Annotated in this window: 21 protein-coding genes and 1 tRNA gene; 6 read left to right on the top strand and 16 right to left on the bottom strand. The window is 50.9% G+C overall.

The genetic code is table 11. The features are described from left to right. Nucleotides 1-231: 231 nt before the first annotated feature. Nucleotides 232-666 carry a DoxX family protein gene (locus EDM55_RS23195; RefSeq protein WP_122961494.1) on the bottom strand — a complete coding sequence of 145 codons (435 nt, stop codon included), beginning with the start codon at nucleotides 664-666 and terminating at the stop codon, nucleotides 232-234. Between the two features lie 495 nt (nucleotides 667-1,161). Further along, a tRNA-Ala gene (locus EDM55_RS23190) sits at nucleotides 1,162-1,237 on the bottom strand. Nucleotides 1,238-1,465: 228 nt separating this feature from the next. Between EDM55_RS23190 and EDM55_RS23185 the strand changes: the two genes are divergently transcribed. After that, the gene (locus EDM55_RS23185; RefSeq protein ID WP_122961493.1) at nucleotides 1,466-3,433 is read left to right on the top strand and encodes a methyl-accepting chemotaxis protein; all 1,968 of its coding nucleotides are present in this window, start codon (nucleotides 1,466-1,468) and stop codon (nucleotides 3,431-3,433) included. A 164-nt stretch (nucleotides 3,434-3,597) separates the two neighbouring features. Here the strand turns inward: EDM55_RS23185 and EDM55_RS23180 are convergent, their stop codons facing one another. Further along, nucleotides 3,598-6,201 (bottom strand): Ig-like domain-containing protein, encoded by a 2,604-nt coding sequence (locus tag EDM55_RS23180; protein WP_122961492.1) that lies wholly within the window; start codon nucleotides 6,199-6,201, stop codon nucleotides 3,598-3,600. A 217-nt stretch (nucleotides 6,202-6,418) separates the two neighbouring features. Here EDM55_RS23180 and EDM55_RS23175 point away from each other — a divergent pair, with 217 nt between their 5' ends. Beyond that, the gene (locus EDM55_RS23175; protein WP_246071142.1) at nucleotides 6,419-7,036 is read left to right on the top strand and encodes a YdcF family protein; all 618 of its coding nucleotides are present in this window, start codon (nucleotides 6,419-6,421) and stop codon (nucleotides 7,034-7,036) included. Here the strand turns inward: EDM55_RS23175 and dnaI are convergent. The 3 genes from dnaI to nrdR form a co-directional block, all read right to left on the bottom strand. Continuing rightward, nucleotides 7,025-7,963 carry a primosomal protein DnaI gene (gene dnaI, locus EDM55_RS23170; protein ID WP_092266085.1) on the bottom strand — a complete coding sequence of 313 codons (939 nt, stop codon included), beginning with the start codon at nucleotides 7,961-7,963 and terminating at the stop codon, nucleotides 7,025-7,027. The genes EDM55_RS23175 and dnaI overlap by 12 nt on opposite strands. Before the next feature lie 7 nt (nucleotides 7,964-7,970). After that, nucleotides 7,971-9,425 (bottom strand): DnaD domain protein, encoded by a 1,455-nt coding sequence (locus EDM55_RS23165; protein WP_092266086.1) that lies wholly within the window; start codon nucleotides 9,423-9,425, stop codon nucleotides 7,971-7,973. A gap of 147 nt (nucleotides 9,426-9,572) precedes the next feature. Continuing rightward, on the bottom strand, nucleotides 9,573-10,058 hold the full coding sequence (nrdR, locus tag EDM55_RS23160; RefSeq protein ID WP_092266087.1) for a transcriptional regulator NrdR: 486 nt from the start codon (nucleotides 10,056-10,058) through the stop codon (nucleotides 9,573-9,575). A gap of 138 nt (nucleotides 10,059-10,196) precedes the next feature. Here nrdR and EDM55_RS23155 point away from each other — a divergent pair, with 138 nt between their 5' ends. Next, complete coding sequence (locus EDM55_RS23155; RefSeq protein WP_122961491.1) at nucleotides 10,197-11,351, top strand: HD-GYP domain-containing protein; 1,155 nt, start codon at nucleotides 10,197-10,199, stop codon at nucleotides 11,349-11,351. A 51-nt stretch (nucleotides 11,352-11,402) separates the two neighbouring features. Here the strand turns inward: EDM55_RS23155 and EDM55_RS23150 are convergent, their stop codons facing one another. From EDM55_RS23150 to polA, 5 genes are all read right to left on the bottom strand, one after another. After that, on the bottom strand, nucleotides 11,403-12,449 hold the full coding sequence (locus tag EDM55_RS23150) for a glyceraldehyde-3-phosphate dehydrogenase (RefSeq protein ID WP_122961490.1): 1,047 nt from the start codon (nucleotides 12,447-12,449) through the stop codon (nucleotides 11,403-11,405). A gap of 184 nt (nucleotides 12,450-12,633) precedes the next feature. Continuing rightward, nucleotides 12,634-13,197, bottom strand: a complete 564-nt coding sequence (locus EDM55_RS23145; protein WP_092266090.1) for a lytic transglycosylase domain-containing protein — start codon at nucleotides 13,195-13,197, stop codon at nucleotides 12,634-12,636. Then, on the bottom strand, nucleotides 13,194-13,802 hold the full coding sequence (gene coaE / locus EDM55_RS23140) for a dephospho-CoA kinase (protein WP_092266091.1): 609 nt from the start codon (nucleotides 13,800-13,802) through the stop codon (nucleotides 13,194-13,196). The genes EDM55_RS23145 and coaE overlap by 4 nt, the downstream gene beginning before the upstream one ends. Nucleotides 13,803-13,829: 27 nt before the next feature. Further along, nucleotides 13,830-14,654 carry a DNA-formamidopyrimidine glycosylase gene (mutM, locus tag EDM55_RS23135; RefSeq protein ID WP_122961489.1) on the bottom strand — a complete coding sequence of 275 codons (825 nt, stop codon included), beginning with the start codon at nucleotides 14,652-14,654 and terminating at the stop codon, nucleotides 13,830-13,832. Nucleotides 14,655-14,698: 44 nt separating this feature from the next. Then, nucleotides 14,699-17,350 (bottom strand): DNA polymerase I, encoded by a 2,652-nt coding sequence (gene polA, locus EDM55_RS23130; RefSeq protein WP_092266093.1) that lies wholly within the window; start codon nucleotides 17,348-17,350, stop codon nucleotides 14,699-14,701. Nucleotides 17,351-17,491: 141 nt separating this feature from the next. Here polA and EDM55_RS23125 point away from each other — a divergent pair, with 141 nt between their 5' ends. Then, entirely contained in the window at nucleotides 17,492-18,274 is a 783-nt protein-coding gene (locus EDM55_RS23125; RefSeq protein WP_122961488.1) for a divergent polysaccharide deacetylase family protein, read from the top strand. Here EDM55_RS23125 and EDM55_RS23120 read toward each other — a convergent pair. Beyond that, the gene (locus EDM55_RS23120) at nucleotides 18,251-18,982 is read right to left on the bottom strand and encodes an N-acetylmuramoyl-L-alanine amidase family protein (protein WP_122961487.1); all 732 of its coding nucleotides are present in this window, start codon (nucleotides 18,980-18,982) and stop codon (nucleotides 18,251-18,253) included. The genes EDM55_RS23125 and EDM55_RS23120 overlap by 24 nt on opposite strands. A gap of 127 nt (nucleotides 18,983-19,109) precedes the next feature. On the opposite strand from EDM55_RS23120, the gene EDM55_RS23115 reads away from it, so the two are divergent. Together EDM55_RS23115 and EDM55_RS30445 are read left to right on the top strand one after the other, a co-directional pair. Beyond that, on the top strand, nucleotides 19,110-20,054 hold the full coding sequence (locus EDM55_RS23115) for a DMT family transporter (RefSeq protein ID WP_092266096.1): 945 nt from the start codon (nucleotides 19,110-19,112) through the stop codon (nucleotides 20,052-20,054). Continuing rightward, nucleotides 20,017-20,160, top strand: coding sequence for a hypothetical protein (locus EDM55_RS30445; RefSeq protein WP_170184525.1), 144 nt, complete (start codon nucleotides 20,017-20,019; stop codon nucleotides 20,158-20,160). Before EDM55_RS23115 ends, EDM55_RS30445 begins: the two co-directional genes overlap by 38 nt. Before the next feature lie 531 nt (nucleotides 20,161-20,691). Here EDM55_RS30445 and EDM55_RS23110 read toward each other — a convergent pair. Genes EDM55_RS23110 through EDM55_RS23095 form a run of 4 tightly spaced genes read right to left on the bottom strand, consistent with a single transcriptional unit; the run spans nucleotide 20,692 to nucleotide 24,608 of the window. Then, on the bottom strand, nucleotides 20,692-22,269 hold the full coding sequence (locus EDM55_RS23110) for a DHA2 family efflux MFS transporter permease subunit (RefSeq protein WP_122961486.1): 1,578 nt from the start codon (nucleotides 22,267-22,269) through the stop codon (nucleotides 20,692-20,694). Nucleotides 22,270-22,282: 13 nt separating this feature from the next. Beyond that, nucleotides 22,283-23,506: an efflux RND transporter periplasmic adaptor subunit gene (locus tag EDM55_RS23105; protein WP_092266098.1), complete on the bottom strand. Its 1,224-nt coding sequence runs from the start codon at nucleotides 23,504-23,506 to the stop codon at nucleotides 22,283-22,285. A gap of 4 nt (nucleotides 23,507-23,510) precedes the next feature. Further along, complete coding sequence (locus tag EDM55_RS23100) at nucleotides 23,511-24,170, bottom strand: HlyD family secretion protein (protein ID WP_092266099.1); 660 nt, start codon at nucleotides 24,168-24,170, stop codon at nucleotides 23,511-23,513. A gap of 9 nt (nucleotides 24,171-24,179) precedes the next feature. Continuing rightward, on the bottom strand, nucleotides 24,180-24,608 hold the full coding sequence (locus tag EDM55_RS23095) for a MarR family winged helix-turn-helix transcriptional regulator (RefSeq protein ID WP_092266100.1): 429 nt from the start codon (nucleotides 24,606-24,608) through the stop codon (nucleotides 24,180-24,182). Between the last annotated feature and the right edge of the window lie 269 nt (nucleotides 24,609-24,877).

The raw sequence follows: 24,877 nt of genomic DNA, 5'->3' as shown, positions 1-24,877 counted from the left end.
GCCGACTTTATCGACAGCCTGTGAAACCTTGAAATATCAAGGTTTCTGATCTTTAGACAATATGGTGGAGCATAGTGGGATCGAACTTCTGACCTCTACACTGCCATGTAGCGCTCTCCCGCAGTGATTTGTTTCACTGCCCATAAATCCGAAAAAAGCTAAACGACAGGTAATGAACAAAGCACTTAGAACATCGTTTTTTATAATGAGAAAATCATGCAAGCCACATGTTTACCCCGCCAACAATACTGCTGCTAAAAAGACAACCTGAAGCACTATACGGAGAGGAAGCTTAGGAACAGGTCTCCCCCCAATCGTTAAGCTTTCTCTTGCCGCCCGCACATTGGCTGGGAACATCGCCACCAGCAGTACCGCCAAGCCTATGGAAGTCGCCTGAGAGGTGGCAGGGAACAGAATGCCGATGGCTCCGGCAATTTCCAGCAGCCCGGTAGCTGTCACGATCAAACCCGGCTTCGGAAAAATCGGCGGAACCATGCGGATTAGGTCAGGACGCTTTGCCCCCCAGTGGGCAGAAGCGGTAAGCAGCAGCATAACGGCTACCGCCCCCTGAAGCGAGGTATGCCACCCTTCGAAATAGGTCCAACCGATTAGCCCAAGAATTTTGAACAGCAGAAAAGTTCCGACAAGCACGTAAAAAGGCACCATTTTAATCTCTCCCTGTAGGAATTTTCTTTTTAAGGAACGTGACGAGTGTCAGACCCTTATTCAATTCGCTGTTGTCCTCAGCCTTTCAGAAGCCTTTCACTGCCAAGAGGTATACGATCAACCATCACAATGGGCGGTAGCCGTAGAGGCGATGCGAAGACTGGCCCCAGAACGAGAAGTATCACGATACTCCTCAGCGATTTTGCCGCTTTTGATGCAGCGCGACACCTGTATCGATTCATTCTGAACTTCAGACGAATAAGTACCGCTAATCAGGCTAGTTTTTATCTTTACGTCAGGCATTTGGGTCTATATGGCAATTATAAATACCGACCGTCGGTTTGTAAATGGGCGATTTTCTTTGAGATATTTTATCCCCTGCGCTTTTTTCTTTTCTCCATAAAATTGAAGTGTCTTAGGTTAAGTAGAGATGCTCATATAACGTCTGGAGCACAATAAAAAACGGCATCTCTGCCGTTTTTTCTACGTTTCATATGGTGGAGCATAGCGGGATCGAACCGCTGACCTCTACACTGCCAGTGTAGCGCTCTCCCAGCTGAGCTAATGCCCCATATGTATATTCCCAGCGATTACCGCTCGCTTTTGTGAATTTAGTATAGCATATACTTTCGTACGCTGCAAGCGAAAAAAATGACTTCCTCCCCCCGTTTATCCCCCTTTCTCCAAAATAAAGATCTATAAATACAATTCCGAGTTTTCAGGTTTGAAGCCATCAATATAGCGGGTATGGATAGTAGGAAAAGACAACATAGACATGCTTGTAAGGGGAGCCGTTCAGATGAAAACACCCAGACTTACCGTCAAGAGTAAATTGATCACCGCATTTGCCGCAATCCTTATCATTCCGCTTCTTTCCCTTGGCTGGCTCTCCTACCAGAGCTCCAAAGATCAGCTGGAGACTGAGCTTTTGACCACAGCCTCGGAAAATGTGCGCCTGGTGGACGAGCTGCTGACACAGACGCTGGATTCCCAGTCTCTCGATGTGGAGCTCATCTCCTCTGAATTGGGCCAAGCCGACTTGCTGGAGTCTACTCGCTCGATTACCCGTAAAAAGCTGCAGACCTTCCATGCCCTGCATCCGGAGATCGGGGAGGTGTACATCGGGGACCAGACAGGTGGCATGCTGACCTCTACGGATACCAAGCTCCCGTCCGATTTTGATCCTCGCAAACGCCCTTGGTACCAGGCAGCCATGCAACAGCTGCAAACGACCATCATCACCGATCCGTACATCGATGCTGGCACAGGAAACATCGTGATTGGTCTGGCTCGAACGCTGCCTGATGGCTCGGGTGTGCTCGGTATCGACATCCTGCTGTCTGCACTCGACGAGACGGTCAAGCAAGCGAAGATCGGGGAAAAAGGCTACCTTTCCATCTTTGACAAGAACCAGCAATACTTGATCCATCCCACCGGTAAAGCCGGCACGCCAGCTGCTACCTCCTGGATCGGCTCGCTCTACGGTGAAAAAGCAGGCATCTTCTCCTTCTCAGATGCAAATCAGGCAGCCAAAGCCGTTCACCTCACGAACGAAAAAACAGGCTGGAAGCTCATGGCCGTCATGTACGAGGCAGAAGCTGTCCAAGCTGCCAGCTCTATCTTTTACAAGACCTTGCTCGTCATTGCTGTCGCACTGGCGATTGGCAGCCTGGCCGTATACTTCATCCTGAAATCCATGCTTCGCCCTCTGCGCAAGCTGACCGAAGCCGCACAGAAAATGAGCGAAGGCGACGTTACTCAGCAGGTGCAGGTAAGCAGCGACGACGAGCTCGGGACTTTGGCGAAAAGCTTCAACCATATGGCTCAATCGCTGCGCTCGCTCCTCCATGCGGTCAACGATAACGTCCAACAGCTCGCCGCTTCCGCAGAGCAGCTCTCTGCCAGTGCAGACCAGACCAGCAAAGCGACCGAGCAGATTGCCGTTACCATGCAGGAGATGGCTGTCGGCACGGAGCAGCAGGTCTCCTACACCAAGGAAAGCACGGAAGCCGTCGACCAAATGTCTTTGGGGATCACCCAGATTGCCGACTACTCCCAAAAGGTCTCGGAGGCTGCTCGTCAAACGGCCGATCTCGCCTCGACGGGGAACGGCTCCATCCAGTCTGCTGTGCACCAGATGAATGCTTCGAGCCAGTCCATTCACGATCTGGCTGCAGTGGTAGAGCGGCTCGGTGTACGCTCCCAAGAGATCGGGAACATCGTGGAGGTCATCACCGCCATCTCCAACCAGACCAATTTGCTGGCTCTCAACGCTGCGATTGAAGCAGCACGCGCGGGCGAAGCAGGAAGGGGCTTTGCTGTGGTAGCAGACGAGGTCAGGAAGCTCGCGGAGCAGTCCTCCCTCTCCGCCAAGCAAATCACCACACTGATTGCTTCTATCCAATCGGAAACAGAGCACGCCGTCATCGTCATGGACAAGAGCAAACGCGAAGTGACAGACGGGATTGAGAAAGTGTACGAAGCAGGACACTCCTTCGAAAGGATTCAATCGGCAATCGAAGAAGTCGCGGAAAAAATCGGGCAGGTCTCCGGCGCCACCCAAGATATTTCCGCTCGTACACATCTCGTCGTAACGCTGATGAACCACATTTCCCAAGTGACATTGTCTGCTTCTGACGGTACACAAAACGTGTCTGCCGCAGCCGAAGAACAGCTGGCATCGATGCAGGAGATTGCTACCTCGTCTGTGTCACTGGAACGAATGGCTGAAGAGCTGCAAAGCCAGATCGGACATTTTAAAATCTGATCGCAGTTTATCTGGAGCCTTCCGACAGATACGATGAGTAAAAGAAAAGCCAGTCAAGCATGAACCTCAGCTCCAACTGTTAGGTATGTCTAACAATTGGACTTCCGTTCCTACGCTTGACTGGCTTCTTTGTCCTCTATGTGCGAGTTCTCGCCTGCCTATGACTACCTGACTGTTACGACAATCGGGGTTTTCTTTCCACCATAGGTGACGTAGATCGTTGCTTTACCGGAGCCTGTCGCCTTGATGATTCCATCCTTTACGTCTGCCACGAGCAGGCGCGAGGTAGTCCACAGAGCAGGCTTGGTTACGTTTTGCTCAGAGCTGTCCATATAAGTCGCTGTCGCTGTTACCTGCTTGGTCTCGCCTTTGGCCATGACCAGTTGGACAACATCTGTCTTCAAGTATTTCAGCGTGTCTACATCCACAGGGATCGATACGCTCTTGTCATTGTATTTCCCCGTAATGGTCGCTTTCCCGAAAGCACGGCCTGTGATCAAGCCTTTGGATACATCCGCTACCTTGTAGTTGCTCGTTTTCCAATCCGCCAGCGAAGTGACGTTCAGAGTACGTCCGTCCGCGAATGTAGCGGTCAAGGTAATTTGCGACGTGGTGTTGGATTTGATCGTTGCATAACGTTTGTCTGCTTCGAGTTTGGTTACGATTCCGACCTCAACTGGAACCGTAATGGACTTTCCACCGTATTTCGCGGTGATCGTTGCACGCCCGTTCGACAAGCCCGTTACACGTCCGTTGGCTACGTCTGCAACCTTGATAGCGGAAGATGCCCATTCTGCGTCAGTCGTCACATTGCTTGTATTTCCAGCAGAGTCTGTCGCTGTCAGCTTGATTTCAGCCGATTCGTTCAGGGTGAGAATCAACAGGCGTGGGTCAACAGACAATGTCGTTGCCTGATCGACTTCCACAGCCACGCTTACGGATTTCCCATCAAAAGTAGCCGTGATGGTCGTCTTACCTGGGCCTTTTGCCGTAATTTTCCCTTGGTCTACTTCCGCAACCGCAGCAGAAGCAGTAGTCCATGCTGATTGTTCATTCACGTTTTTCGAGGTTCCATCCGCATAAGCAGCGGTCACATTCACCGTCTCGCTCTTGCCATTGCCCATGACCAGCTTTTGCTTGTCGATGGTCAAGCTCTTCAGGACACCGACGGAAACCGGAATGGTCACGGTGCGATTGCCGTAGGTAGCCGTAACTGTCGTCGCCCCTGTCGCAACCCCTGTAATCAAGCCCTGGCGCACACTGGCGATCGCAGGAGCATTGGATGTCCACGTTACCTTTTGCGTGACGTCTTCACTCTTGTCGCTGTTCGGATACGCAGCCGTAATCGTGACCTGCTTCGCCCCACCTACCGGGATCGCTACTGTCGTCACGTCTGCTGTCAGACTTTGCGGCACATCGACATCGACAGCCAGTGTAGCTGTTTTCTCGCCATATTTGGCCGTGATCGTAGCAGAACCTGCCTTGTAAGCGGAGATTGTTCCGCCTTTTGCAAAGACAACATCTTCGTTGTCAGAAGACCATGTGACCTTATCGGTTATATTCTCGGAATCTGCCACTCCCGCAAAAGACGCTTTTACGATGACCGACTCGCTGTTTCCGCTTTTCATCACCAGGTAGGACGGAACAATGTCCAGTGCACGCGGTACTTCTACGTCAACCTGGATTTGAACCGTTTTGCCTCCATAGCTCGCCGTAATGACAGCCTCTCCGGAAGAGACAGCGCGAATGTAGCCGTTGCTGTAGTAAGCAACCTCTTCCTTGCTAGATGTCCACGTAGCTTTGCTTCCTACATCAACCGGTTTGCCATCTCCATTGGCATAGGTAGCCAGCAGATCGATCTTTTCTTCCTTGCCTACATGCAGGAAAATGTTTTGCTTGTTCACTTCCAGCTTTTGTGTCGTATCGACATCCACTGTGATCGTTGCCGTCTTCGTACCGTATTTGGCAGTGATGGTCGCTTTCCCAGCGCCATAGGCCGTGATTTTCCCTTTAAGTGCATCGGCTACAGCCGGATTGTCCGAGGACCATTCTGCTTTCGCCGCTACGTCAAGTGCATCGCTGCCGTCTGGGTAAATGGCACGCAGCGTGATCTGCTCGGAGCCGCCCAGAAGAAGCGATACCTGGTTTTTATTCGGCTCCAGTCTGTGAGCGATCTCTACGTTGACCGGGATCGCAGTCGACTGGCTGCCGAACTTCGCGGTGATGATACCCATACCGGAGCTTATGCCTTTGACTTTCCCGTTAATGACCGTTGCAATCGCTGTATTGTCAATAGACCAATCTGCTTTGACCGTTACATCCTCGGAATCGCCGTCACTGTAAAGCGCAGTGAGCTCCAGCTGTGGTGCCGGATCCTCATCGATCTGCACGTTCAGCGATTGCTTGTCCAGCGTCAGCGCTTTGACCTTTTTCGTAACCGTTACCGTTACGAGAACGCTTTTTCCCATATATGTAGCTGTCACTGTCGTACTACCAACGGCTTTTGCCGTAATTCGGCCCGCGTAAGCTGCCGCAATATCTGGACTTTGACTTGTCCAATCTGTCGTGATCGTGACTTCCTCGGCCTTTCCGCTCACATAAACAGCCGTAGCCGTCAATGCAGTAGAATCTCCCATTTCCAATGTCACTTCATTTTTCGATAGGACCAATCTGCTGATTTCGTCCGCAGCGTATCCAATTCCAGCGTTTCCAGCCCCGCACAAGAGCAAGATAGCCAGTAACAAGAGCGTCGTTTTTTTCCAGAACATTGCTAGCCTCCCCCGCAAGTATGAAATCTGCTTCTCGTAAAACCCATGCCTCGATTACTATATCGGCTTCTGCGAAAAATAATTTACTAATTATTTGTGCCTGTCATGTGTCAAACCTTGTAACCCTGCTCCGGTTTTACCGTCTTATCCCTTAGAAGAAGCGAGCAAATGGTTCATCGGGAAATCCACACAAAAGCTTTGCCAGGAGGAAAAAATCGTGAAGACACGCAAAAAACCAGGCTGGATGCGAAGGCTCCTCTTTTGCCTTAGCATACTGATCGGAATCGGAGGAATCTGGTCTGGCTATGTCATCTATCAAATCAAAGCGACGATGCAGGAAGCCGTACCGCATAAGGCAGATGTGGGAATCGTATTGGGTGCCGCCGTGTGGGGAGACGGTCCAAGCCCAGGTCTGCGAGAAAGACTGGAGAAAGCCCTCTGGCTCTACCAGAAAGGGTACGTTTCCACGCTACTCGTCACGGGAGGTTTGGGGGAAGGGAAGCGCCGGACAGAGGCCGCCGTCATGCAAGAGTACTTGATCGAGCATGGTGTACCGGCAGAGCACATCCTCCTGGAGTCAAAATCCACGTCTACATACGAAAACCTGCTGTATGGTCAGCAGGTTCTGGCTACTCATCCTATCAGAAACACATTGATCATCAGTCACGACTATCATTTGTATAGAGCTATGACGATGGCAAAATCCCTTGGATACAACACCGCTTCACCTGTCGGGGTTCACTCGCAGGTACTCGTCACACCGTACCACGAAGCGCGAGAAGTGCTCGCCATTACGTACTGGCACCTCTCGCGCCTCTTCTCCTCAACCCTCTAGGCGCTGGTTCTTGCGTAAAATTTCGTGAACATCTACGAAGTGACGGATGCGCTCCATGATACGAGCTGCCTTGGTCCGTTCGATCCGGTTGCCGTTGGAAATCGACAGATGCTCCTCCAGCTCCTCGAGCGAATAATTGGAGGTGAACAAAGTCGGCAAATGATTGTTTGCCCGCTGGTTCAAGATCACACCCAAAATTTCGTCACGCACCCACGGCGTAAGATTTTCCGCACCGATATCATCCAGGATCAGCACGGGCACTTCTTTTAACAGCTCCAGCTTGCCCACGTAAGACTGGTCCGAGATGGAATCCTTCATTTCGCGGATGAAATCGGGTACATAGACAAGCAAGGAAGCGATATGGTTCTCCGACAGCTGACGTGCGATGGCCCCCATCAGATAGCTTTTTCCTACACCAAAAGAACCGTGCAGATACAAGCCTTTCGCTCGTTCTCCTGTTCCCACCTGGTTGCAGAACTGGATCGCTGCCGCCACTGCCGAACGATTCCCTGCATCATGCTCCAGCTTGTCAAAGCTCGCAGACATCGTTTCCTCTGACACGTAGTAGCTGCGCATCATCCGTCTGCGCTTGAGATCTTCCTCATGAGAGAGCTGCTTTTTACAGGGAGCAATCGCGCTAACGATCGTGGTACTCATCAGATCAAGCTGCGTCCGGTGGCCTTTGACCAGGTTCGGACATTCCGTCAAGCCCGGGCAGCGCTCGCACCAGTACTGCTCTTTCACAGCCGTGTACACGTTGGAGAGCGAACGCAGGTAATCGTCACGAGTCAACTCGGGATGCTCTTGGGAAAAAGCTTGCAAATACGCACTGGAGCGAAACATTTTGTCGAGCTGTTCATCGGGAGTCAAGAGCTGACGAGGCGTGCGCTTTGCCAGCTCCTTCATAAATTGACCTACAGATTCCATCTAGCGATCACTCTCCTTTCTGACTCTTGCGCATGGATTCCAGCAATTTGCTAAGCTCAGGGTCATCCGAAATCAGCTTTCCTTTGGCTGCTGGCTGACCACTCTTCTCCTGCTCTCTTTGCCATTCTACAGATGCCGGGAGCTTGTCCTGCAAAACGGCTTTTCCATTTCGCCGCACCGCACCTGTCTCTTTTCTGGGAGCTTTCGCCTTTTCCACAGACTGCGCTCTTTGATCGGCGCGTTCCACGATTTGCTTGACCGCTTCGTCTACCGTAGCGATCCGCTTCGCCTTCCAGCTGTCCCGGATGGTCTCCATGTACGCCTTTGGCAGTTCCATCTGCATACTAGCCAGTGTGTGTACCAATAGGGCATTCACGACTTCCGGCTGCATCCCGTCTGTAAAAACGAGCGACTCCGCGCGATCCAGAAAGACTTTGCTCACTCTGCCGCCGACGACTCGCTCCAGGAGTCCCAGCGGCGACAGCACCCGACAGGCACGCACGAACGCTTCACTGCCCGGCTCTGGCAATTGACCAGGTCCCCAGTCATCCTCGCCTGCACCTGCACTGTCTGCTGGAGCAGCTCGATACAGCTTGTCCTCTGAATAGCGCTGGATCAAACGCTTGCGCAGCACTTCCGTATCCAGACTGCGATCCGGCTTGTACAGCGTCCAATCGCGCAGCTCCTGTCCCATGCCCCAGCTGTCCATCTGATAGAAGTGGCAAAGCAAGTATAAAAACTCCATACTCGAACCGCTCAAAACTTTGGATGCGTCTGCATTGTCTGGCAAATACAGGCGCAGCGACGATACACTGAGCGGATGCTGAACTTGTGCTTCAAAACCAGATTTCATCGCGGCAGGTGGGAAGTCCGACTCCATTTTCGTCAAAAACTGCTCCCGCTCCGAACCTTTTTTCACTTCCAGCTCAGAAGGCTTCAACGATTGAAAAACTTCATGGAAATCCTTCGTTACATTTTCCACGATGGTATATTCCTGATCCAGCTGTGTCGCTACTGCATCAGCATATTGCTCCCGCAGCTGCTGGAAGCGGATATTTTCAATTTTATTTAACAGCATGAGAGAAAGGACGTAATCCCCAAAAAACTCGCCAGGTGTCAGCGGCGGCTTTACCAGGTAATCGTAGTAGTAGTCGCGCTGCAGGTTTTCTCTCCGGCGTACCTCCAAGAGTCCCATGGCTTCCAAACGCTCTCTTGCATCCAGCAGCCGATCCAGGGAGAGAGACGTGGAAAGCATCAAGCTGCGATGTGTCCCTTCGGTTGAAGCACCGCTCACTTCCTGTACGCCATGTACCAGCAGCTGGTAGAGCGTATACGATTCGACACCAATGATCGGCAAATACAGCTGCGTGACATAGCCCATTTCGGCAAAACTAAGCGGTCTCGCCACCCTCGCCAAAAAACGATCCTTTGGCAACAATTCGTTCCAAACTAAACGACGCATGGGCTCTTCCCTTCCTGACTATTTTCGTTTCCCTATTATAGCATGGCTCTTCCTACTACGTGCGCAAATCCAATGGAAAGCCAAAAACACCCTAGCAAAATTACCGCGAGGGCGTGGTATGAACAGTTGTTTCCCTGATGTCTTCTTCTATTCCTTTGTAAAAGGAGTCTGACTGTTTCGCGCTTGAGAAAGCAGCTCCTCCAGCTCCTTCATGAAGACACTGATGTCCTTGAACTGACGGTAGACGGAAGCAAAGCGCACGTAAGCGACCTCGTCAACGTGGTACAAACGCTCCATGACTTTCTCCCCAACATCGTTACTTGGGACTTCTGCCTGCCCGCAGCTGCGCAGCTCCCTTTCGATGTCGTTCACTACATTTTCCAGCACTTCGAGTGAAACAGGACGCTTCTCGCAGGCGCGCACCAAACCGCGCAAAACCTTCTCGCGACTGAATTCCTCACGTGTGCCGTCTTTTTTGACAATCAGCAAGGGAGTTTCCTCCACCATTTCAAAGGTCGTAAAGCGGCGCTCGCACTGCTCACATTCCCGACGGCGGCGGATGGACTTGTTATTATTAAACGGACGCGAATCTAGGACTCTAGTCCCATTATATTCACAGAATGGACAACGCATCGCAACGATCAACTCCAGTACGGACAATCCTTGATTACAGTGTCCCTCAATTTCCCTGCAGAAGTCAAGTCAATCCTTGTACCTATTTAAAGCATAAGTCGAATGGAGTACAATATGGGTATTGTTGGAGGGATTGGAATGAGGTTAGTATCTTTAAGACAGGTTCGGCCAGGAATGAAATTGGGTCGCACCATTTTCACAGAAGATGGAAAAGTGTTGTTAGGTACGGGTATGGTCTTGACTGAACGTCTTATTTCGGGTCTGACAAGGTCCAAGGTTGACGCTGTCTATATAGATGATCCTCGCACAGCAGACATTCAGGTGGAAGAGGTTATCCGTCCACAGACACGGCAAATCGCTGTGGAAGCCATCGAGAAAACGTTCAAACAGATTACCAACTCAAACAAGCTCGCCCGGAAAATTTCATTAAAAGAAATGGGATTGCATTTTCAGCGGGCGTTCAGCTCAATCCTGGATGACCTTTTGCTCAACAAGCAAATGATCGGTCACCTGACCAACATTTCTTCGCATTCTCCGTCTATGTACCATCACGCCGTCAATGTGGCCGTGCTCTCGACTGCTGTAGGCATGTCTCTCGGCTACAACCGGCAGCGACTGATAGACCTGGGGGTCGGCGCCATGCTTCACGACGTCGGCAAGCTGAGTCTGCCAGAGGAAATGCTGGCGAAGGAAGAGCAATGGACAGCAGAAGAAAAAGAAATCGCGAAAGAGCATACCCGCCACGGCTTTAATCTGCTGAGAAAGCAGCATGACATATCCCTCTTGTCTGCCCACGTCTGTCTCCAGCACCACGAGAGACTGAACGGCAGCGGCTACCCTCAGGGGCTGCAAGGGAAGCAGATTCACGAGTACGCCCAGATCGTTGGCATTGCAGACGTATTTGATTCTTTGACCTCCCCTCGACCTTGGCGCAAGCGGTACATGCCGCAGGACGCTCTGGAGTATTTGCTCGGTTCCGGCGGTCATCTGTTTGAGCACCATCTCGTCAATGCCTTTATCAAGCATATCGCGGTCTTCCCCATCGGGAGCAGCGTCGTGCTGGGTACGGGCGAGGTAGGCGTCGTCAGTCGGGTAGATCCTGATTATTCCCACCGTCCAACTGTTCGCATCATCAAGGACGGGAGAGGAAACGATGTCCTCCATCCCTATGATCTCGATCTCAAGGCGAATCTCCAGCTGTTTGTAGTTGGATTCGAAGATGATGATTTATTCCGCATGAGCGATGTATCCAGTACGCAGACAGAGACGAACCCACCTGATGACCTTCCATGATGGAAAAACCCCTTTGCCTCGTTTGCGCAAAGGGGTTTGCTATTTCTTGAGTTAGTTTACGCCAGCAGCAGCAGCTTCTTTGCTGGCAACTTGATTGTGCATTTCGGAAACGTGACGCACCAGGTCTACAACGCGGCAGGAGTAGCCCCACTCGTTGTCGTACCAGGAGATGACCTTCACTTGGTTGGTCCCCATTACCATCGTAGACAGTCCATCTACGATAGAGGAGTTCTCGTTGCCGTTGAAGTCGCTGGAAACAAGCGGCTCATCGCAGAATTCCAGATAGCCTTTCATGTCGCCTTCAGCGGCCTCGCGCAGAACGCGGTTTACTTCTTCTAGGGTAACCGGTTTTTTTGTATTGATAACCAAATCCACTACGGAAACATTTGGAGTCGGTACACGCAGGGCAAAGCCGTTCAGCTTGCCGTTGAGCTCTGGCAGTACTTTTCCTACCGCACGCGCAGCACCTGTCGTAGTCGGGATGATCGATTCACCGGCAGCACGAGCACGACGCAGGTCTTTATGCGGATTGTCGATGTTGACTTGGTCGTTTGTGATCGAGTGAATGGTTGTCATCAGGCCTTGCTCGATACCGAAAGCATCGTTCAGCACTTTTGCCACGGGAGCCAGGCAGTTGGTCGTGCAAGAAGCGTTGGAGACGATATGATGATTCGCATGGTCGTAGATCGAATCGTTCACGCCCATCACGATTGTCGCATCTTCCTCTTTAGCAGGAGCAGTGATGACTACTTTTTTCGCGCCGCTTTGCAGGTGCTTGCCAGCGCCTTCGCGGTCCTTGAACTTGCCTGTTGCTTCTACGACGATTTCTACACCTAGTTCGCCCCAAGGCAGTTTGAGCGGGTCGCGGTCGGAAAGGACAACAGTTGCTTTCCCATCGACCAGGATCTTGTTGTCTTGTACTTCCACTTTATTCTGCAGACGTCCATGAATGGTGTCGTATTTCAACAAATGCGCGAGCGTCTCTGGAGGATAGCTGGCGTTGATCGCGACGATTTCGATGTTGGGGTCCTGAATAGCGCGGCGGAATACCATGCGCCCAATACGGCCGAAACCATTAATACCAATTTTGATTGTCATATATAGAAACCCCTTTCGCAATTGAGTTACACTTATCTGATACTTTTATTATAATAAGTATGACACAATTATCAATGTGTTTTACTGAAAAATAAATATTTGGACGATTTCCCCCTCCTATTTTTTTGGTCAGGCGTGCCCTCCCCAAGACAAAAGCCGCCTCCTTTTTGAAAGGAAGCGGCTTTCACTGCAAATCTTTCCCATATACTTTTTTATACCGATCGTGATAGTAAAGAACGCGTTGCACATACTGTCTCGTCTCTCCGAACGGGATGTCCTCGATGTGCTCCCGCTGACCGCTCCACTGCTCGTTTGACAGCCATCCACTGACCTTTCCCGGGCCTGCATTGTAGGCGGCGATGACTTTGACCAAGTCTCCCTCATACCGCTCCAACAGGAAATTTAAATACCAGGTACCGATGTGAATGTTCATGACCGGATCGTACAGGTACTGGTTGTCCTTTGGCTTAAAGCCCGCTTGCTGAACAATCCATGCTGCCGTATCAGGCATGATTTGCATCAGGCCTACCGCTCCTTTTTTTGATACACGGTCCGTCTTGAAGCTGCTCTCCGAACGGATCACAGCCAGTATGAGATAGGGGTCCACGTTGTACTTGTTTGATGCTGTAACGATCTCCTGCTGGAACTTGATGGGATACATCCACTTCCAGACCAAAGGAGTATTGAGCAGCAGGAAGACGCTCATCAAAATGAGCAAAATCAACGCTGCCCGCCGTCCTGGCTTCATGACTTCAACTCCGCTCGAATCACAGCAAGCATTTGCTCAACCTGTTTGACTGTTTCTTCTCTCGACGCTGAGTTGTCGATCAAAAAATCCGCTTCCGATTTCTTCTGATCAATCGGAAACTGCGCCCGCAACCGTTTATGCGCCTGCTCTTCTTCCAGCTCATCCCGCTCGATCATTCGGGCGAGCTGCATGTCGGCAGGTGCATACACGACCGCAATTTTCTCCACCATGTGCTGCAGTTTGCTCTCAAACAAGAGAGGGATGTCCATAAATACAATCTCAGCCCCGCCCGCTTCTGCCGCTTCGGCTTCTTCGCGCATGACACGACGCACCTCGGGATGGACGATCGCGTTCAGCTTTTGGCGCTCTGTCTCATCCGAAAATACAACCTCACCGAGCTTTTTTCGATCAATCTGTCCATCTTCGAGCAAAATCTCCCGGCCAAAATGACGGACAATCGCTTCGTAGGCTGGCTTTCCTGGCTCTACGACCTCTCTAGCAATCTGGTCCGCGTCAATGACAGGAATGCCACGCTCGCGCAGCATACCCGTTACCGTGCTTTTTCCTGTGGCGATTCCACCAGTCAATCCTAATATCATGCACATCCTCCTCTCCGAGAAAAACGTCATTTACTATTTCTGGCAAACAGGACAAATATGCGTGCCCCTGCCTCCAACGACAAATCTGACAATCGGCGTACCGCATTGGACACAGGGCTCATCCTTGCGCCCGTATACTTTGAGAGACTGCTGGAACATCCCCATCTCCCCCTGACCATTGACATAGGACTTGATGGAGCTTCCGCCCTGTTCTACTGCCTCAGAGAGCGTGGCAACAATGCTTTCTTGCAGGCGAACGACCTGTTTTTTGGTCAGCTTGCCTGCTGGGGTTTCGGGATGAATACCAGCTAGAAAGAGTGACTCGTCCACATAGATATTCCCCAGCCCCACAATACATTCCTGATTCAGCAGCAGCGGCTTGATTTTTGTCGACCGCCCATTCAGGAGCTTGCTGAAGGCTGCCGCTGTAAAGCCCTCGTCCAGGGGCTCTACTCCCAGCTTAGCCAATGGGCCCGCGGTTGTTTCCGTTCCAAGCGCAAATAGATCCATCGTCCCAAATTGGCGCACATCCCGATAGCGCAGCTCCGTGCCATCCGTAAAGTGAAAAACGACATGGGTATGTTTTTCCACGGGCTCCTCTGCTTGATACAGACCGTAACGTCCTTCCATCCGCAGATGGGAGATGAGCACATCCCGATCCAAAACAAATTGAATGAATTTCGCTCGGCGCTTGATCGCATGAATGGTTTGACCGGCCACCTGCGACTTGAATTCTTCCACATCATCTGGTGTCCGTATGATTCTGCCCAAATGCACACTGACCCGCTCAATGGTCTTGCCCACTACCAACCCGGTCAGCGTACGGACAACCGTTTCTACCTCTGGTAATTCTGGCATCAGGCTCCCTCCTCTCGCTGTATCTCTCTTGGTTGCAAGAACAATTACTTGGCTTCGTACCAGGTGTGTCCGAAGCTGACATCCACCTTGAGAGGAACATCCAGCTTCAATGCGCTCTCCATGACTTCTGGCACAAGCTGCTTCATCATTTCCAGCTCATCCTGCGGAACTTCAAACACCAATTCATCGTGTACCTGCAAAAGCATCCGGCTCTTGAGGCCTTTTTCCTGCAAGCTGTCCTGCATGCGAATCATCGCCAGCTTGATGACATCTGCTGCCGTTCCCTGAATCGGTGTGTTCATCGCGGTCCGCTCGGCAAAGGAACGCAGATTGAAGTTGCTGCTGCGGATGTCAGGCAGGTAGCGGCGGCGGTTCAAAAGCGTCGTGACAAAGCCATCCTGCTTGGCCTGCTTGACGATTTCCTCCATCCAGAGCTTGACGCCGGAAAAGACGGAGAAATAGCGTTCGATAAAATCCCCGGCTTCCTTGCGGGTGATATTCAAGTTTTGAGAAAGTCCGTAGTCGCTGATGCCGTATACGATTCCAAAGTTGACCGCTTTGGCTTGGCGGCGCATCAGAGAGGTGACTTCTCCTTCTTCCACTCCGAAAACATCCATCGCCGTGCGCGTATGAATGTCCATGCCTTTTTGGAACGCATCGATCAGGTTCTCATCTCCGGATATATGCGCCAAAATGCGAAGCTCGATCTGAGAGTAGTCTGCTGCGAGCATGTACCAGCCTTCCTCGGAAGGAATAAAGGCCTCGCGAATCTTCCGCCCCTCTTCCATGCGAATCGGGATGTTTTGCAGGTTTGGCTCTGTACTGGACAGGCGGCCCGTTGCTGTCGTCGCCTGATTGTACAGCGTGTGCACCTTGCTGGACTTGCTGTGAATTTCTTTCGTCAAGCCTTCGATATAGGTAGAACGCAGTTTGCCCAGCTGACGGAAGGTCAAGATCGCATCGATGATCGGGTGGTACGGCGACAGCTTTTCCAGGACATCGGCACTCGTCGAAGGACCGGTTTTGGTCTTTTTGAGAACGGGCAGATCCAAAACGTCAAACAGGATTTCCCCCAGCTGCTTCGGTGAATTGATATTGAAGGTCTGTCCAGCCAGCTCGTAAATCTGCTTGGTCAGCCCCTCCAGCTTGGCGTCCAGATCTACGCCCATTTGCGCCAGGCGGTCCCGATTGACTTTGATGCCTTGCTTTTCCATGAGGGCAAGCACCATGCTGAGCGGCGCTTCCAGATCATTTAACAGCTCATTCATTTTGTTTTCTGCCAGCTGCTCACGCAAGACCGGCACGCTCTGCCAGATTGCCGCTGCCTTGTGCGCGACATGCTCACTGATGACGTCCTCTTCCGGCAAGAGACGCTTAGCCCCTTTTCCATAGACCTCGTCATCCGACCGTACCCGCACCTGCGCGTACTGGGAAGCGATCGAGTCCAGCGTCGGGTTGCTCTCTGTCGCATTGAGCAGATAGGATGCCAAATAAACGTCAAAGCCGATCCCCTTGATGTCCTGATCGTGCCAAGCGAGCCCTACTGTGTCACGCTTTCCATCAAACGTCCATTTTTCTTTTGTGCTGTCCTCGAGCCATTGGCTAAATGCCTTCCATTCCTTTGCCTGATCCCAGGGAACATACAGATTGACGTCATCTGCCGACAGCCCAAAACCAATGATCGGGGCATGATGGTAGTTGTCTCCATCCATCTCCACGTAGAACGCCATGGGAGAGGTAAGCTTTTCCGCAAACTTCGCAGCCGATTCTTCCGTTACGACTTCAAAATGGAAAGGAGCAGCGTTCGCGGCTTGACCCTCACCCTCTACAGGTGCATCCACCTTGATTTTGGACAGGAGCGACTTGAACTCCATCCGTTTAAAAAACTCGCTCAACAACGCGCCATCATAACCGTCGTACCCAGTCTCCTGCACGTTGAGCTCGACAGGCGCTTCACGCAAAATCGTAGCCAATTCCTTGCTCATCTTGGCCTTGTCTACATTTTCACGCAAGTTTTCCTGCAGCTTTTTGCCCGAGACGCGATCGACGTTCGCCAAGACTTCCTCGACAGAGCCGTACTCGTGCAAAAGCTTCAGCGCCGTCTTTTCCCCCACTCCTGGAACGCCGGGAATGTTGTCTGACGTATCACCCATCAGCCCTTTTAAGTCGATGATTTGCAAAGGCGCAAGACCGTACTTGTCCTGAATCTCCTGAGGCGTGTACAGCTCGATCTCACTGACACCTTTGCGTGTCAACGCCACAGAAACATGCTCTGATACCAGCTGAAGCATGTCCTTGTCTCCGGTAATGACAGTCGTTTTCCAGGCTTGTTCATCTGCCCTTTTCGTCAAGGTGCCGATGATATCGTCTGCCTCATAGCCTTCCAGCTCAAAACGTTGAATCGAGAAAGCATCCAGCAGCTCGCGAATCAACGGAAACTGCTCAGATAGCTCGGGCGGCGTTTTTGCACGCCCTCCTTTATAATCGGCATATTCACTGTGGCGGAACACGACTTTGCCCGCATCAAACGCAACCATGATGTGAGTCGGTTTCATTTCCTCTATAACCTTCAGCAGCATCGTCGTAAATCCTAACACCGCATTGGTATGCAGCCCTGTCGATGTAGACAAGAGCGGTAACGCATAAAACGCACGATTGGCGATACTGTTTCCGTCAATCAACACAAAATGGCTCAAGCAATCCGACCCCTCTCGTCACAAAACTACTATCTTTAATCGTAACATAGGGTGGACATGGAAGCCAAGCCTAGGGAAGTTCTCGGGTAAAGGTTGCCCAGCTTGAACAGACTAATGAAAAAACAGAAGGAAGGCGATCCCATGTATGTAATGAAAAGAAGAGTTTGCATCTCCCTCTTGAGCGCCGTTTTTCTCTTTCTCTGCACCAGCGCACTGACGTATGCCGCTGAACCGATCTCACCCAAAAAGGTCGTCGCCTTTGTCATCGATGACTTCGGAAATAACATGGCTGGCACAGAAGAGATGCTGGCGCTTCCTGTTCCTCTGACGGTTGCTGTCATGCCTTTTATGCCTAGCACCAAGCAGGATGCCGAGCTTGCTCATCAAAAGGGACATGATGTTTTCGTACATATGCCGATGGAGCCGAACAAAGGGAAGAAATCGTGGCTAGGTCCAGGCGCCATTACAGCTGACCTATCAGATGAAGAGATCAAGAGCAGGGTGCAAAAAGCCATCGATGACGTTCCCCATGCGATCGGGATGAACAACCATATGGGCTCCAAGATCACGGCAAATGAGCACATCATGCGCATCATCATGGGTGTCATCAAGGAGCGCGGTCTCATCTTTCTGGACAGCAAGACGACTGACAAAAGCGTCGCAATCAAGCTAGCCAAAGAAATGGGAGTCCCGTATGCAGAAAACCAGATCTTCCTCGATGATGTCTACTCCGTCCCTCACATCACGCAACAAATGGAAAAAATCTGCAAACGGATGAACACCATGCCGCTGACCGTCGCGATCGGGCATGTCGGACCGCCTGGAAAGAAAACGGCCTCCGTTCTGCGCCAGTATATCCCGCGCTTGCAGAAGGAGGCCGAGTTTATTACGATTTCCAAGCTAGTTCGTCAATCGCTCCATTAGCCCCTTCCAAAAGCTTTCCTCGATCCTCCCCTCCATTTTCAGGTTCCCTGTTAAAATGGCGTATTCGCTCACGGCTGTCTTGATCGCCTGAGCGATTTTTTCTTGCCCTTTGGGACTGGTCAGCATTTCGCGATCAGCGCCATTACTGATGAACCCCATCTCTACGATGACAGTCGGACAGTAGGTGTGCCGCAAAACGTAATACGTTCCTCCCTTCACTGGCTTGTCTTGCGTGCCTGCCATCTTATTCAAGGAGTCCTGAATCAGCTGCGCCAGCATGTAGCTTTGTTCATTGCTCTGGTACAGAACGACCGGGCCTCGGCGCTGCTTGTCCTTGGACCAGTTCACGTGCAGGCTGAGCATCATCTGCGGAACGAGTTCTTTTGCCAAATTTTTGCGCTGCGCAAGATCACGAAGATGCCGGAAACGCGAATTCAGCCAACGATTGTCATCACTAAGCGCTACGTCTTCCTGACGGTTCAACGCCACGCGATACCCAGCTTTCGTCAGCTCTTGATACAGCTGCTTGGCAATTGCCAAATTGATGTCCTTTTCAAGCAAGTCTCCAAATGACGTGCCAGAATCCACACCTCCATGACCTACATCGATCAACACCTGAATGGGTGTTAGTGGAATGGCATTGCTGCGAACGGGAAAACCGGTAGTGAACAAAATCAGGGCTGCGAATATCAGGATGCTTTTTTTCATGCTTATAGGATTTCCCGTTTAAAAGTAAATCTTTCAACCAGCTGGGTAAGCATAACATTGTGAATTTTTCAGCCTGACGTTACAATAGAAAACATCGTGATTCTCCACATAATAAGAAGGTGCACTAATGGAACCATCCTTGGAAAAACCAGTATTTCCCCCTTATCTTGCTCTATTTTTGGGGGTTGTCGCCGTATCCACCTCGGCGATTTTTGTCAAACTGTCTCATGCTCCTGCTCCGATCATCGCCACTTATCGGCTGGTGTTCTCCGTCTTGCTCACGCTGCCTTTTCTGCTGTGGAACCGCGGAGCAATGGCGGAAATCGGGAAGCTTAGCCGTAAAGTATGGCTTCTCTGTATTTTGTCCGGAGCGTTTTTAGCGAGCCACTTCCTGCTCTGGTTTGAATCCTTAAACTACACCTCGGTAGCAAGCTCTACGGTTCTGGTTACGCTCCAGCCTTTGTTTGCCTTTATCGGAGGCTATTTCTTCTTCGGCGAGCGTGTCCGGCTGTTGGCACTCTCAGGTGGGCTGCTGGCGATCGTGGGCAGCTTCGTCATCGGCTGGGGGGATTTTCGTGTAGGGGGAATGGCCCTGTGGGGAGATTTTCTCGCCTTGCTCGGCGCTGTAACCGTGACAGGCTACTGGCTCGTGGGTCAGTATGTCCGCCAGCACATGTCTTCCTTTGCCTACACCTTGGTCGTGTATTCAGCGACTAGCGTCATTCTCGTTGCCTACGATTTGGTTCTGGGCTATCCACTGGCTGGATATCCGGCTGCTGACTGGGGCTGGTTCTTCTGTCTGGCTCTGTTCCCGACCTTGCTCGGCCACTCCATTTTCAACTGGATCATCAAGTGGCTGAACACCACTACGATCTCCATGGGAATCCTGGGAGAACCAATCGGCACTGCGATTCTGGCATACTTCATCCTGGGTGAAGTCGTGACTCCTCCTCAATGGATCGGTGGTCTGATCATTATTGCCGGTATCTATCTGTTCATTCGTTACAATCAACCCGCCAAAGGAGTGAGCTCTGTTGAACAATCAACCACAACGCCGGAAAAGCTTGCGTGAATGGATAAAGGGACTGAGTGTCTGGTCCAAAATCGGGTGGACGATTTTGCTTGGCTACATCGTTGGGCGAATCGTGTACTGGATTGCGAAAGCTATTACTTCTTAGCATGCTTGAATGAAAAATCAAGAGCCTTTCGTTTGTTCCTTTTTGGGGCGGCGGAAGGCTTTTTTTGTTTGTTAGCTATCGGAGTGGCTGTAGTGGAGGGGAGGAAAAGAGGGAAACCGCTCTGTTAGTAGGGCCACTTGCGCAGGTGTCATCCCTGTTCGGCTCCGTTCCAAAAACCGGAACCCGCGTCCAAAGTGGTTGGCTCTCGGATGCTTGTTCAGAGGTGGACGCTAAAGGCAGGTTCCGTTTTTTTCCACTCCGCCTGGGCTGTGTCCCTAATGCCTTCGCTTTTTCCCTCTTTTCCTCGGCCAGCTAGACTTGTTGTTCGGTTCATGTAAAGCGTGTCCAAGAAGAAGCGCTGGAGCTGCTGCACTGTCTCAAGAATGGATCAAAGCCAACAGCCTTCACATTGTTTGATAACCATCAATCAATCTCACAGCCCACTTCATTGATATTGCTCTAATATGATTCACACAAACAAAAATCAGCCTGCTGAGCATCCTCAACAGGCTGTTCTTATCTGCAGCTTTTTTAGGCAGCAGGTTTTTCTTGTTTCGGTGTTTCTGGGCTCTTCTTCTCTGGCTTCTTGTGCAAGAAGTACAACAGGAAGAGGGAAAGCGCGATGGGTATAGTGGAGATGAGGAAGGTATCCCCGATTCCCTCTACCAAAGCTTCTTTCGCCATGATTCCATAGAGAATTGTACTGGCTCCCCCTTGCGCACTGGCTGCGTCTACTCCGACCTGCGTATACAGCCCTGAAAGGCCACCAATCAGCTGCGTCGCAACGTCTGTGTTCATGTTGTCTGAGATCGACGCCATATGGAACGTTTGACGCGCCTGCATGATCACGGTCAGAATCGCAATGGCAAAGGAGCTCATAACCTGTCTGAGTACGTTGGAAAGTGGAGACGCATCACCGACGCGGGTACGCGGTACTGCGTTCATCCCGACCGTTGACAAAGTCATCATACACAAGCCGATCCCCAGACCACGAATGGTCAAAATCATGTTCATCCATTCATGCATACTGTCCGATGCCAGCTTGTGAAGCTCGAATGTCGTTACGGTCATGATCGACAAACCGACGAGACCGATTGGGCCTACACCGTATTTGTCCATCAGCTTCCCGCTGATCGGCATCATGATCGCCATCGCAATGGACTGAGGCATCAAGAGAAGCCCTGACTCCATTGCCGTCATTCCCTGAACGTTTTGCAGGAAGATCGGCATCAGGAAAACCCCGCCCATCATCCCCATCATCACGAAACCGGAAGTCAAAATACTGATCGTAAACACCGGAATCTTGAGGAGCCGCAGATCAAGCAATGGCTGCTCTTTCCCCAGCTCTACCCAAATAAACAGGGCGAGACTCATGATCGCGACGAAGAACAGACCCACGATAAAAAATGACGTCCATCCTTCCGCCTGCCCTTTACTGAACGCGAGAAGCAAAGTACCGAAGCCGAGGATGGCCAAAAAGGCTCCCAGATAGTCAAACTTCAGATCCGGTTTTTTCGGTGTTTCTTTCAACAAAACACTACTCATGATGACCGCAAAAATCCCGAACGGTACACCTACCAGAAACAAAAACTGCCAGCTTAAAAACTCAATCAGGTAACCACCCAGCGTCGGCCCGAGAGCAGGCGCTGTCATCGAGGCAATCCCGAAAATCCCTAAAGCCATCCCGATCTTTTCGCGTGGTACGATCATGTAGATCATGGACATCCCGAGCGGCATGATCATACCGCCGCTGACGCCCTGGATTACACGAAACGCAATCAGCGATGAATCGCTCCATGCCAGTGCACACAGCACCGATGAGATTGTAAAGAACGTAAGTGATAAAACGAAGACTCTTTTTGCTCCAAACTTCGCGGACAAAGAGCCACTCATCGGGATCATGACAGCGTTCGCCAGCATGTATCCCGTGAGTACCCACTGCATGGTTTCAGTCGTCGAACCGAAGATGTTCACCATGGTAGGGAGAGCAACGTTAATCAAACTGTTGTTCAGGATCGCGACGAAGGTTCCGGAGAGGATAGCGAGAAGGGACAACCACATTCCGCCGCTTCCGCTCTTTTCCTCTTTCTGTGCCACCGCTTCCGCCATGTCCTCACCCCCGTTAGTTTGCGATCACCTTAGTGCCCTCAGCCAATTTGTCGGTCGGATTCAGCACCACTTGATCGTTGTCATTCACACCCGCCGCAACGGTTGCCCAGTCGCCATTTGTACCGCTCACAGTTACTTCTACTTGGTGAACTACATCATTATCCACGGTGTAGATGTATTGCTTGCCGTCTTTTTGCAGGACAGCTGTCGAAGGTACTTTTGTTCCTTGCTCAGCCTGACCTTGCAGCATGACTTCTGCGACCATACCAGCACGCAGCTGACCGTCTTGGTTTGGCACGCGTACTTTTACAGGGAAGGAGCTGCTGTTGGCATCAGAGATCGGAGACACGAATTCCACGTTTCCTTTCAACACTTTGCCACCCAAGCTGCTTACTTTTACATCGACAGTCGAGCCTACTTTTACGTTGTTGATCTGTTCTTGTGGAACACTTGCTTCTACTTTAACCTCATCCATTTTCACCAATACCAGAAGAGGAGAGCCTGCTGCGGCCATCTCGCCTGGATCCACGTTGCGTTTTGCTACGATACCTGTAATAGGTGCACGGACGATCGTGTTGTCATAGTTGGTTTTTGCCAGCTCCAGGCTGGAGTTCAAACGGCTAACTTCTGCTTGCAGGGCTGCAACGGTATCAGAGGTTGGACCTGCTTTCGCCAGATCGTACTGTGCTTGCATTTGGTCCAGCGTGGTGCGTGCTTTCTCCAAATCCAGTGTTGTTTTCTCCAGTTCTGCCGCCGACAATGCACCGGAGTCAAAAAGAGCTTTCATACGGTTGTACGTGCTCTCTGCTACCTTCAAGCTCGCTTTTGCTTGCTCGACAGTACTTGCGAGCTGCTGCAGCTGCTCATTGCGGGCACCTGCTTTGGTATCGCGCAGTTTTGCTTGCGCTCCAGCAATCGCTGCTTGTGCTTGAACGATTTGCTGCTGATATTCTGATGCTTCCAAGGTCACCAGGACGTCCCCTTGTTTGACCACGGAGCCTTCATTTGCATTGACTGCTGCTGCTTTACCGGAAACCTTGGAAACCACTTGGATTTCTTCAGCAGCTGTGATTTTACCGCTGGCAATGACACCTGTTTGAGTAGAGGTGACTTTCCATGTTTTTACGACCGGCACACTTTCATCTGTCGTACCAGATGAAGCCTCGCTACAGCCAGCTGTGATCAGCGAAACGGCTGTCAGCACGGCGCCGATTGTTTTCCAATGCTTGTTTTTCATATCATTACATCTCCTTCACATGCACTTTGATCTCGACGTTCAGACCTGCTGCCAGATGCAAGCCAGCAGTGTCATCAATGGCAATCTTGATTGGGATACGCTGGGTGACTTTCGTGAAGTTACCGCTTGTATTGGTCGCAGGCAACAAGGAGAAAGTAGAGTTAGTCGCTTTCCCGATTTCCATCAGATGTCCACTCAGTTGCTTTCCTGGGTAAGCATCGACGGTAAAGTCAACCTTTTGGCCCAATTTCAAACGCGCGATCTCAGTTTCCTCCAGGTTTGCGGAGATGTACAATTTGTTCTCATCGATAACGAGAGCAACGGAAGTACCTGTGGATACAACCTCACCCTCTTTTGCTTGTGTCTTAATCACTGTTCCTGTAATAGGCGCACGCAGCACGCTGTTTTCCAACAGGTTCGTTGCGATGTTCGTAGTATCTTGTTGGCCGACGATTTGATCGGCTACTACAGTATCGCCTTCTTTTACAGCGAGTCCGGTCAGCTTGCCTGTCATTTTTGGCATGACACGATAAATATCTCCTGTAATACGAGCGTCTTGTGTGGTCACATAATGTGCGCCTTGATACCAGTAGTAGTAACCGATGCCGCCACCACCCACCACGATCAGGAGCAAAATGACATACAATACCAGTTTTCGCTTCATGGTTTCTCCTCAGCTTTCTATCTCTTCTAGTTTGGTAACCAACGCTTCTAAAGAGTTAATAATGTTATTGAGTTCTTCTTCGGAAAAGCTGTTAAAATGCTGCTTGTAAATTTCCCCGGATAAAAGATCAACCTTTTCGAACAGTTCTGTTATCTTCTCCGTTTTCCGAATCCAGACAACCCTCCGGTCATTCTCATCCCGGACCCGCTCCACCAATTGCTCTCTCTCTAGGCGATCAATGATTCCAGAAACAGTGCTATACGAAAGGTCAACGGCTTTACTGATCTGCCCGATTGTTCTTGGTTCTATCGAGATTTGCCGAATAACAACGAGTTGTGGTACAGTTAGCCCGTATTTGCACAGCTCTTTCGTCGCCATTGTGCCGAAAGTTTTATTTAAACGTTTCAGCAAGTCCCGGATATGCAATGGTCTATTCATGATGCACTCCTTTCCTACATAATGTTTCGTACACGAAATTTTATCACACGAAACACTATACGACTTTTTTGGTTCCGTGGCAACTATTTCTTTTGTTTAAATTTTAACTAAGTAATAAAATCTCACTTCGCTCTTCCGCCAGAAGTTGCGTCCTTGCAGCATTGGAACCGCTTTACCCTTTTGGAGGGGAAAGTGCAAAGAAAACGCAAAAACAGCACCTTACTCAGGTGCTCAGATTGTTGAGAAAGCCTTGCTTTTAAGCAGGGCTT

The sequence above is a fragment of the Brevibacillus centrosporus genome, assembly GCF_003710815.1.
Lineage (GTDB): Bacteria > Bacillota > Bacilli > Brevibacillales > Brevibacillaceae > Brevibacillus > Brevibacillus centrosporus.
The sequence above is the reverse complement of the archived record's forward strand: the minus strand, read 5'-3'. Positions and strand labels throughout refer to the sequence as shown.

What these genes read in the sequence shown, in the direction of transcription:
- EDM55_RS23145 (WP_092266090.1), bottom strand. Translation starts at nt 13,197, where the DNA reads ATGAAGCCAGGACGGCGGGCAGCGTTGATTTTGCTCATTTTGATGAGC.
- EDM55_RS23095 (WP_092266100.1), bottom strand. Translation starts at nt 24,608, where the DNA reads ATGAATAGACCATTGCATATCCGGGACTTGCTGAAACGTTTAAATAAA.
- EDM55_RS23115 (WP_092266096.1), top strand. Translation starts at nt 19,110, where the DNA reads ATGGAACCATCCTTGGAAAAACCAGTATTTCCCCCTTATCTTGCTCTA.
- EDM55_RS23110 (WP_122961486.1), bottom strand. Translation starts at nt 22,269, where the DNA reads ATGGCGGAAGCGGTGGCACAGAAAGAGGAAAAGAGCGGAAGCGGCGGA.
- nrdR (WP_092266087.1), bottom strand. Translation starts at nt 10,058, where the DNA reads ATGCGTTGTCCATTCTGTGAATATAATGGGACTAGAGTCCTAGATTCG.
- coaE (WP_092266091.1), bottom strand. Translation starts at nt 13,802, where the DNA reads ATGTGCATGATATTAGGATTGACTGGTGGAATCGCCACAGGAAAAAGC.
- EDM55_RS23195 (WP_122961494.1), bottom strand. Translation starts at nt 666, where the DNA reads ATGGTGCCTTTTTACGTGCTTGTCGGAACTTTTCTGCTGTTCAAAATT.
- mutM (WP_122961489.1), bottom strand. Translation starts at nt 14,654, where the DNA reads ATGCCAGAATTACCAGAGGTAGAAACGGTTGTCCGTACGCTGACCGGG.
- EDM55_RS23155 (WP_122961491.1), top strand. Translation starts at nt 10,197, where the DNA reads ATGAGGTTAGTATCTTTAAGACAGGTTCGGCCAGGAATGAAATTGGGT.
- EDM55_RS23125 (WP_122961488.1), top strand. Translation starts at nt 17,492, where the DNA reads ATGTATGTAATGAAAAGAAGAGTTTGCATCTCCCTCTTGAGCGCCGTT.
- dnaI (WP_092266085.1), bottom strand. Translation starts at nt 7,963, where the DNA reads ATGGAATCTGTAGGTCAATTTATGAAGGAGCTGGCAAAGCGCACGCCT.
- EDM55_RS23120 (WP_122961487.1), bottom strand. Translation starts at nt 18,982, where the DNA reads ATGAAAAAAAGCATCCTGATATTCGCAGCCCTGATTTTGTTCACTACC.
- EDM55_RS23180 (WP_122961492.1), bottom strand. Translation starts at nt 6,201, where the DNA reads ATGTTCTGGAAAAAAACGACGCTCTTGTTACTGGCTATCTTGCTCTTG.
- EDM55_RS23150 (WP_122961490.1), bottom strand. Translation starts at nt 12,449, where the DNA reads ATGACAATCAAAATTGGTATTAATGGTTTCGGCCGTATTGGGCGCATG.
- EDM55_RS23165 (WP_092266086.1), bottom strand. Translation starts at nt 9,425, where the DNA reads ATGCGTCGTTTAGTTTGGAACGAATTGTTGCCAAAGGATCGTTTTTTG.
- EDM55_RS23105 (WP_092266098.1), bottom strand. Translation starts at nt 23,506, where the DNA reads ATGAAAAACAAGCATTGGAAAACAATCGGCGCCGTGCTGACAGCCGTT.
- EDM55_RS23100 (WP_092266099.1), bottom strand. Translation starts at nt 24,170, where the DNA reads ATGAAGCGAAAACTGGTATTGTATGTCATTTTGCTCCTGATCGTGGTG.
- EDM55_RS23185 (WP_122961493.1), top strand. Translation starts at nt 1,466, where the DNA reads ATGAAAACACCCAGACTTACCGTCAAGAGTAAATTGATCACCGCATTT.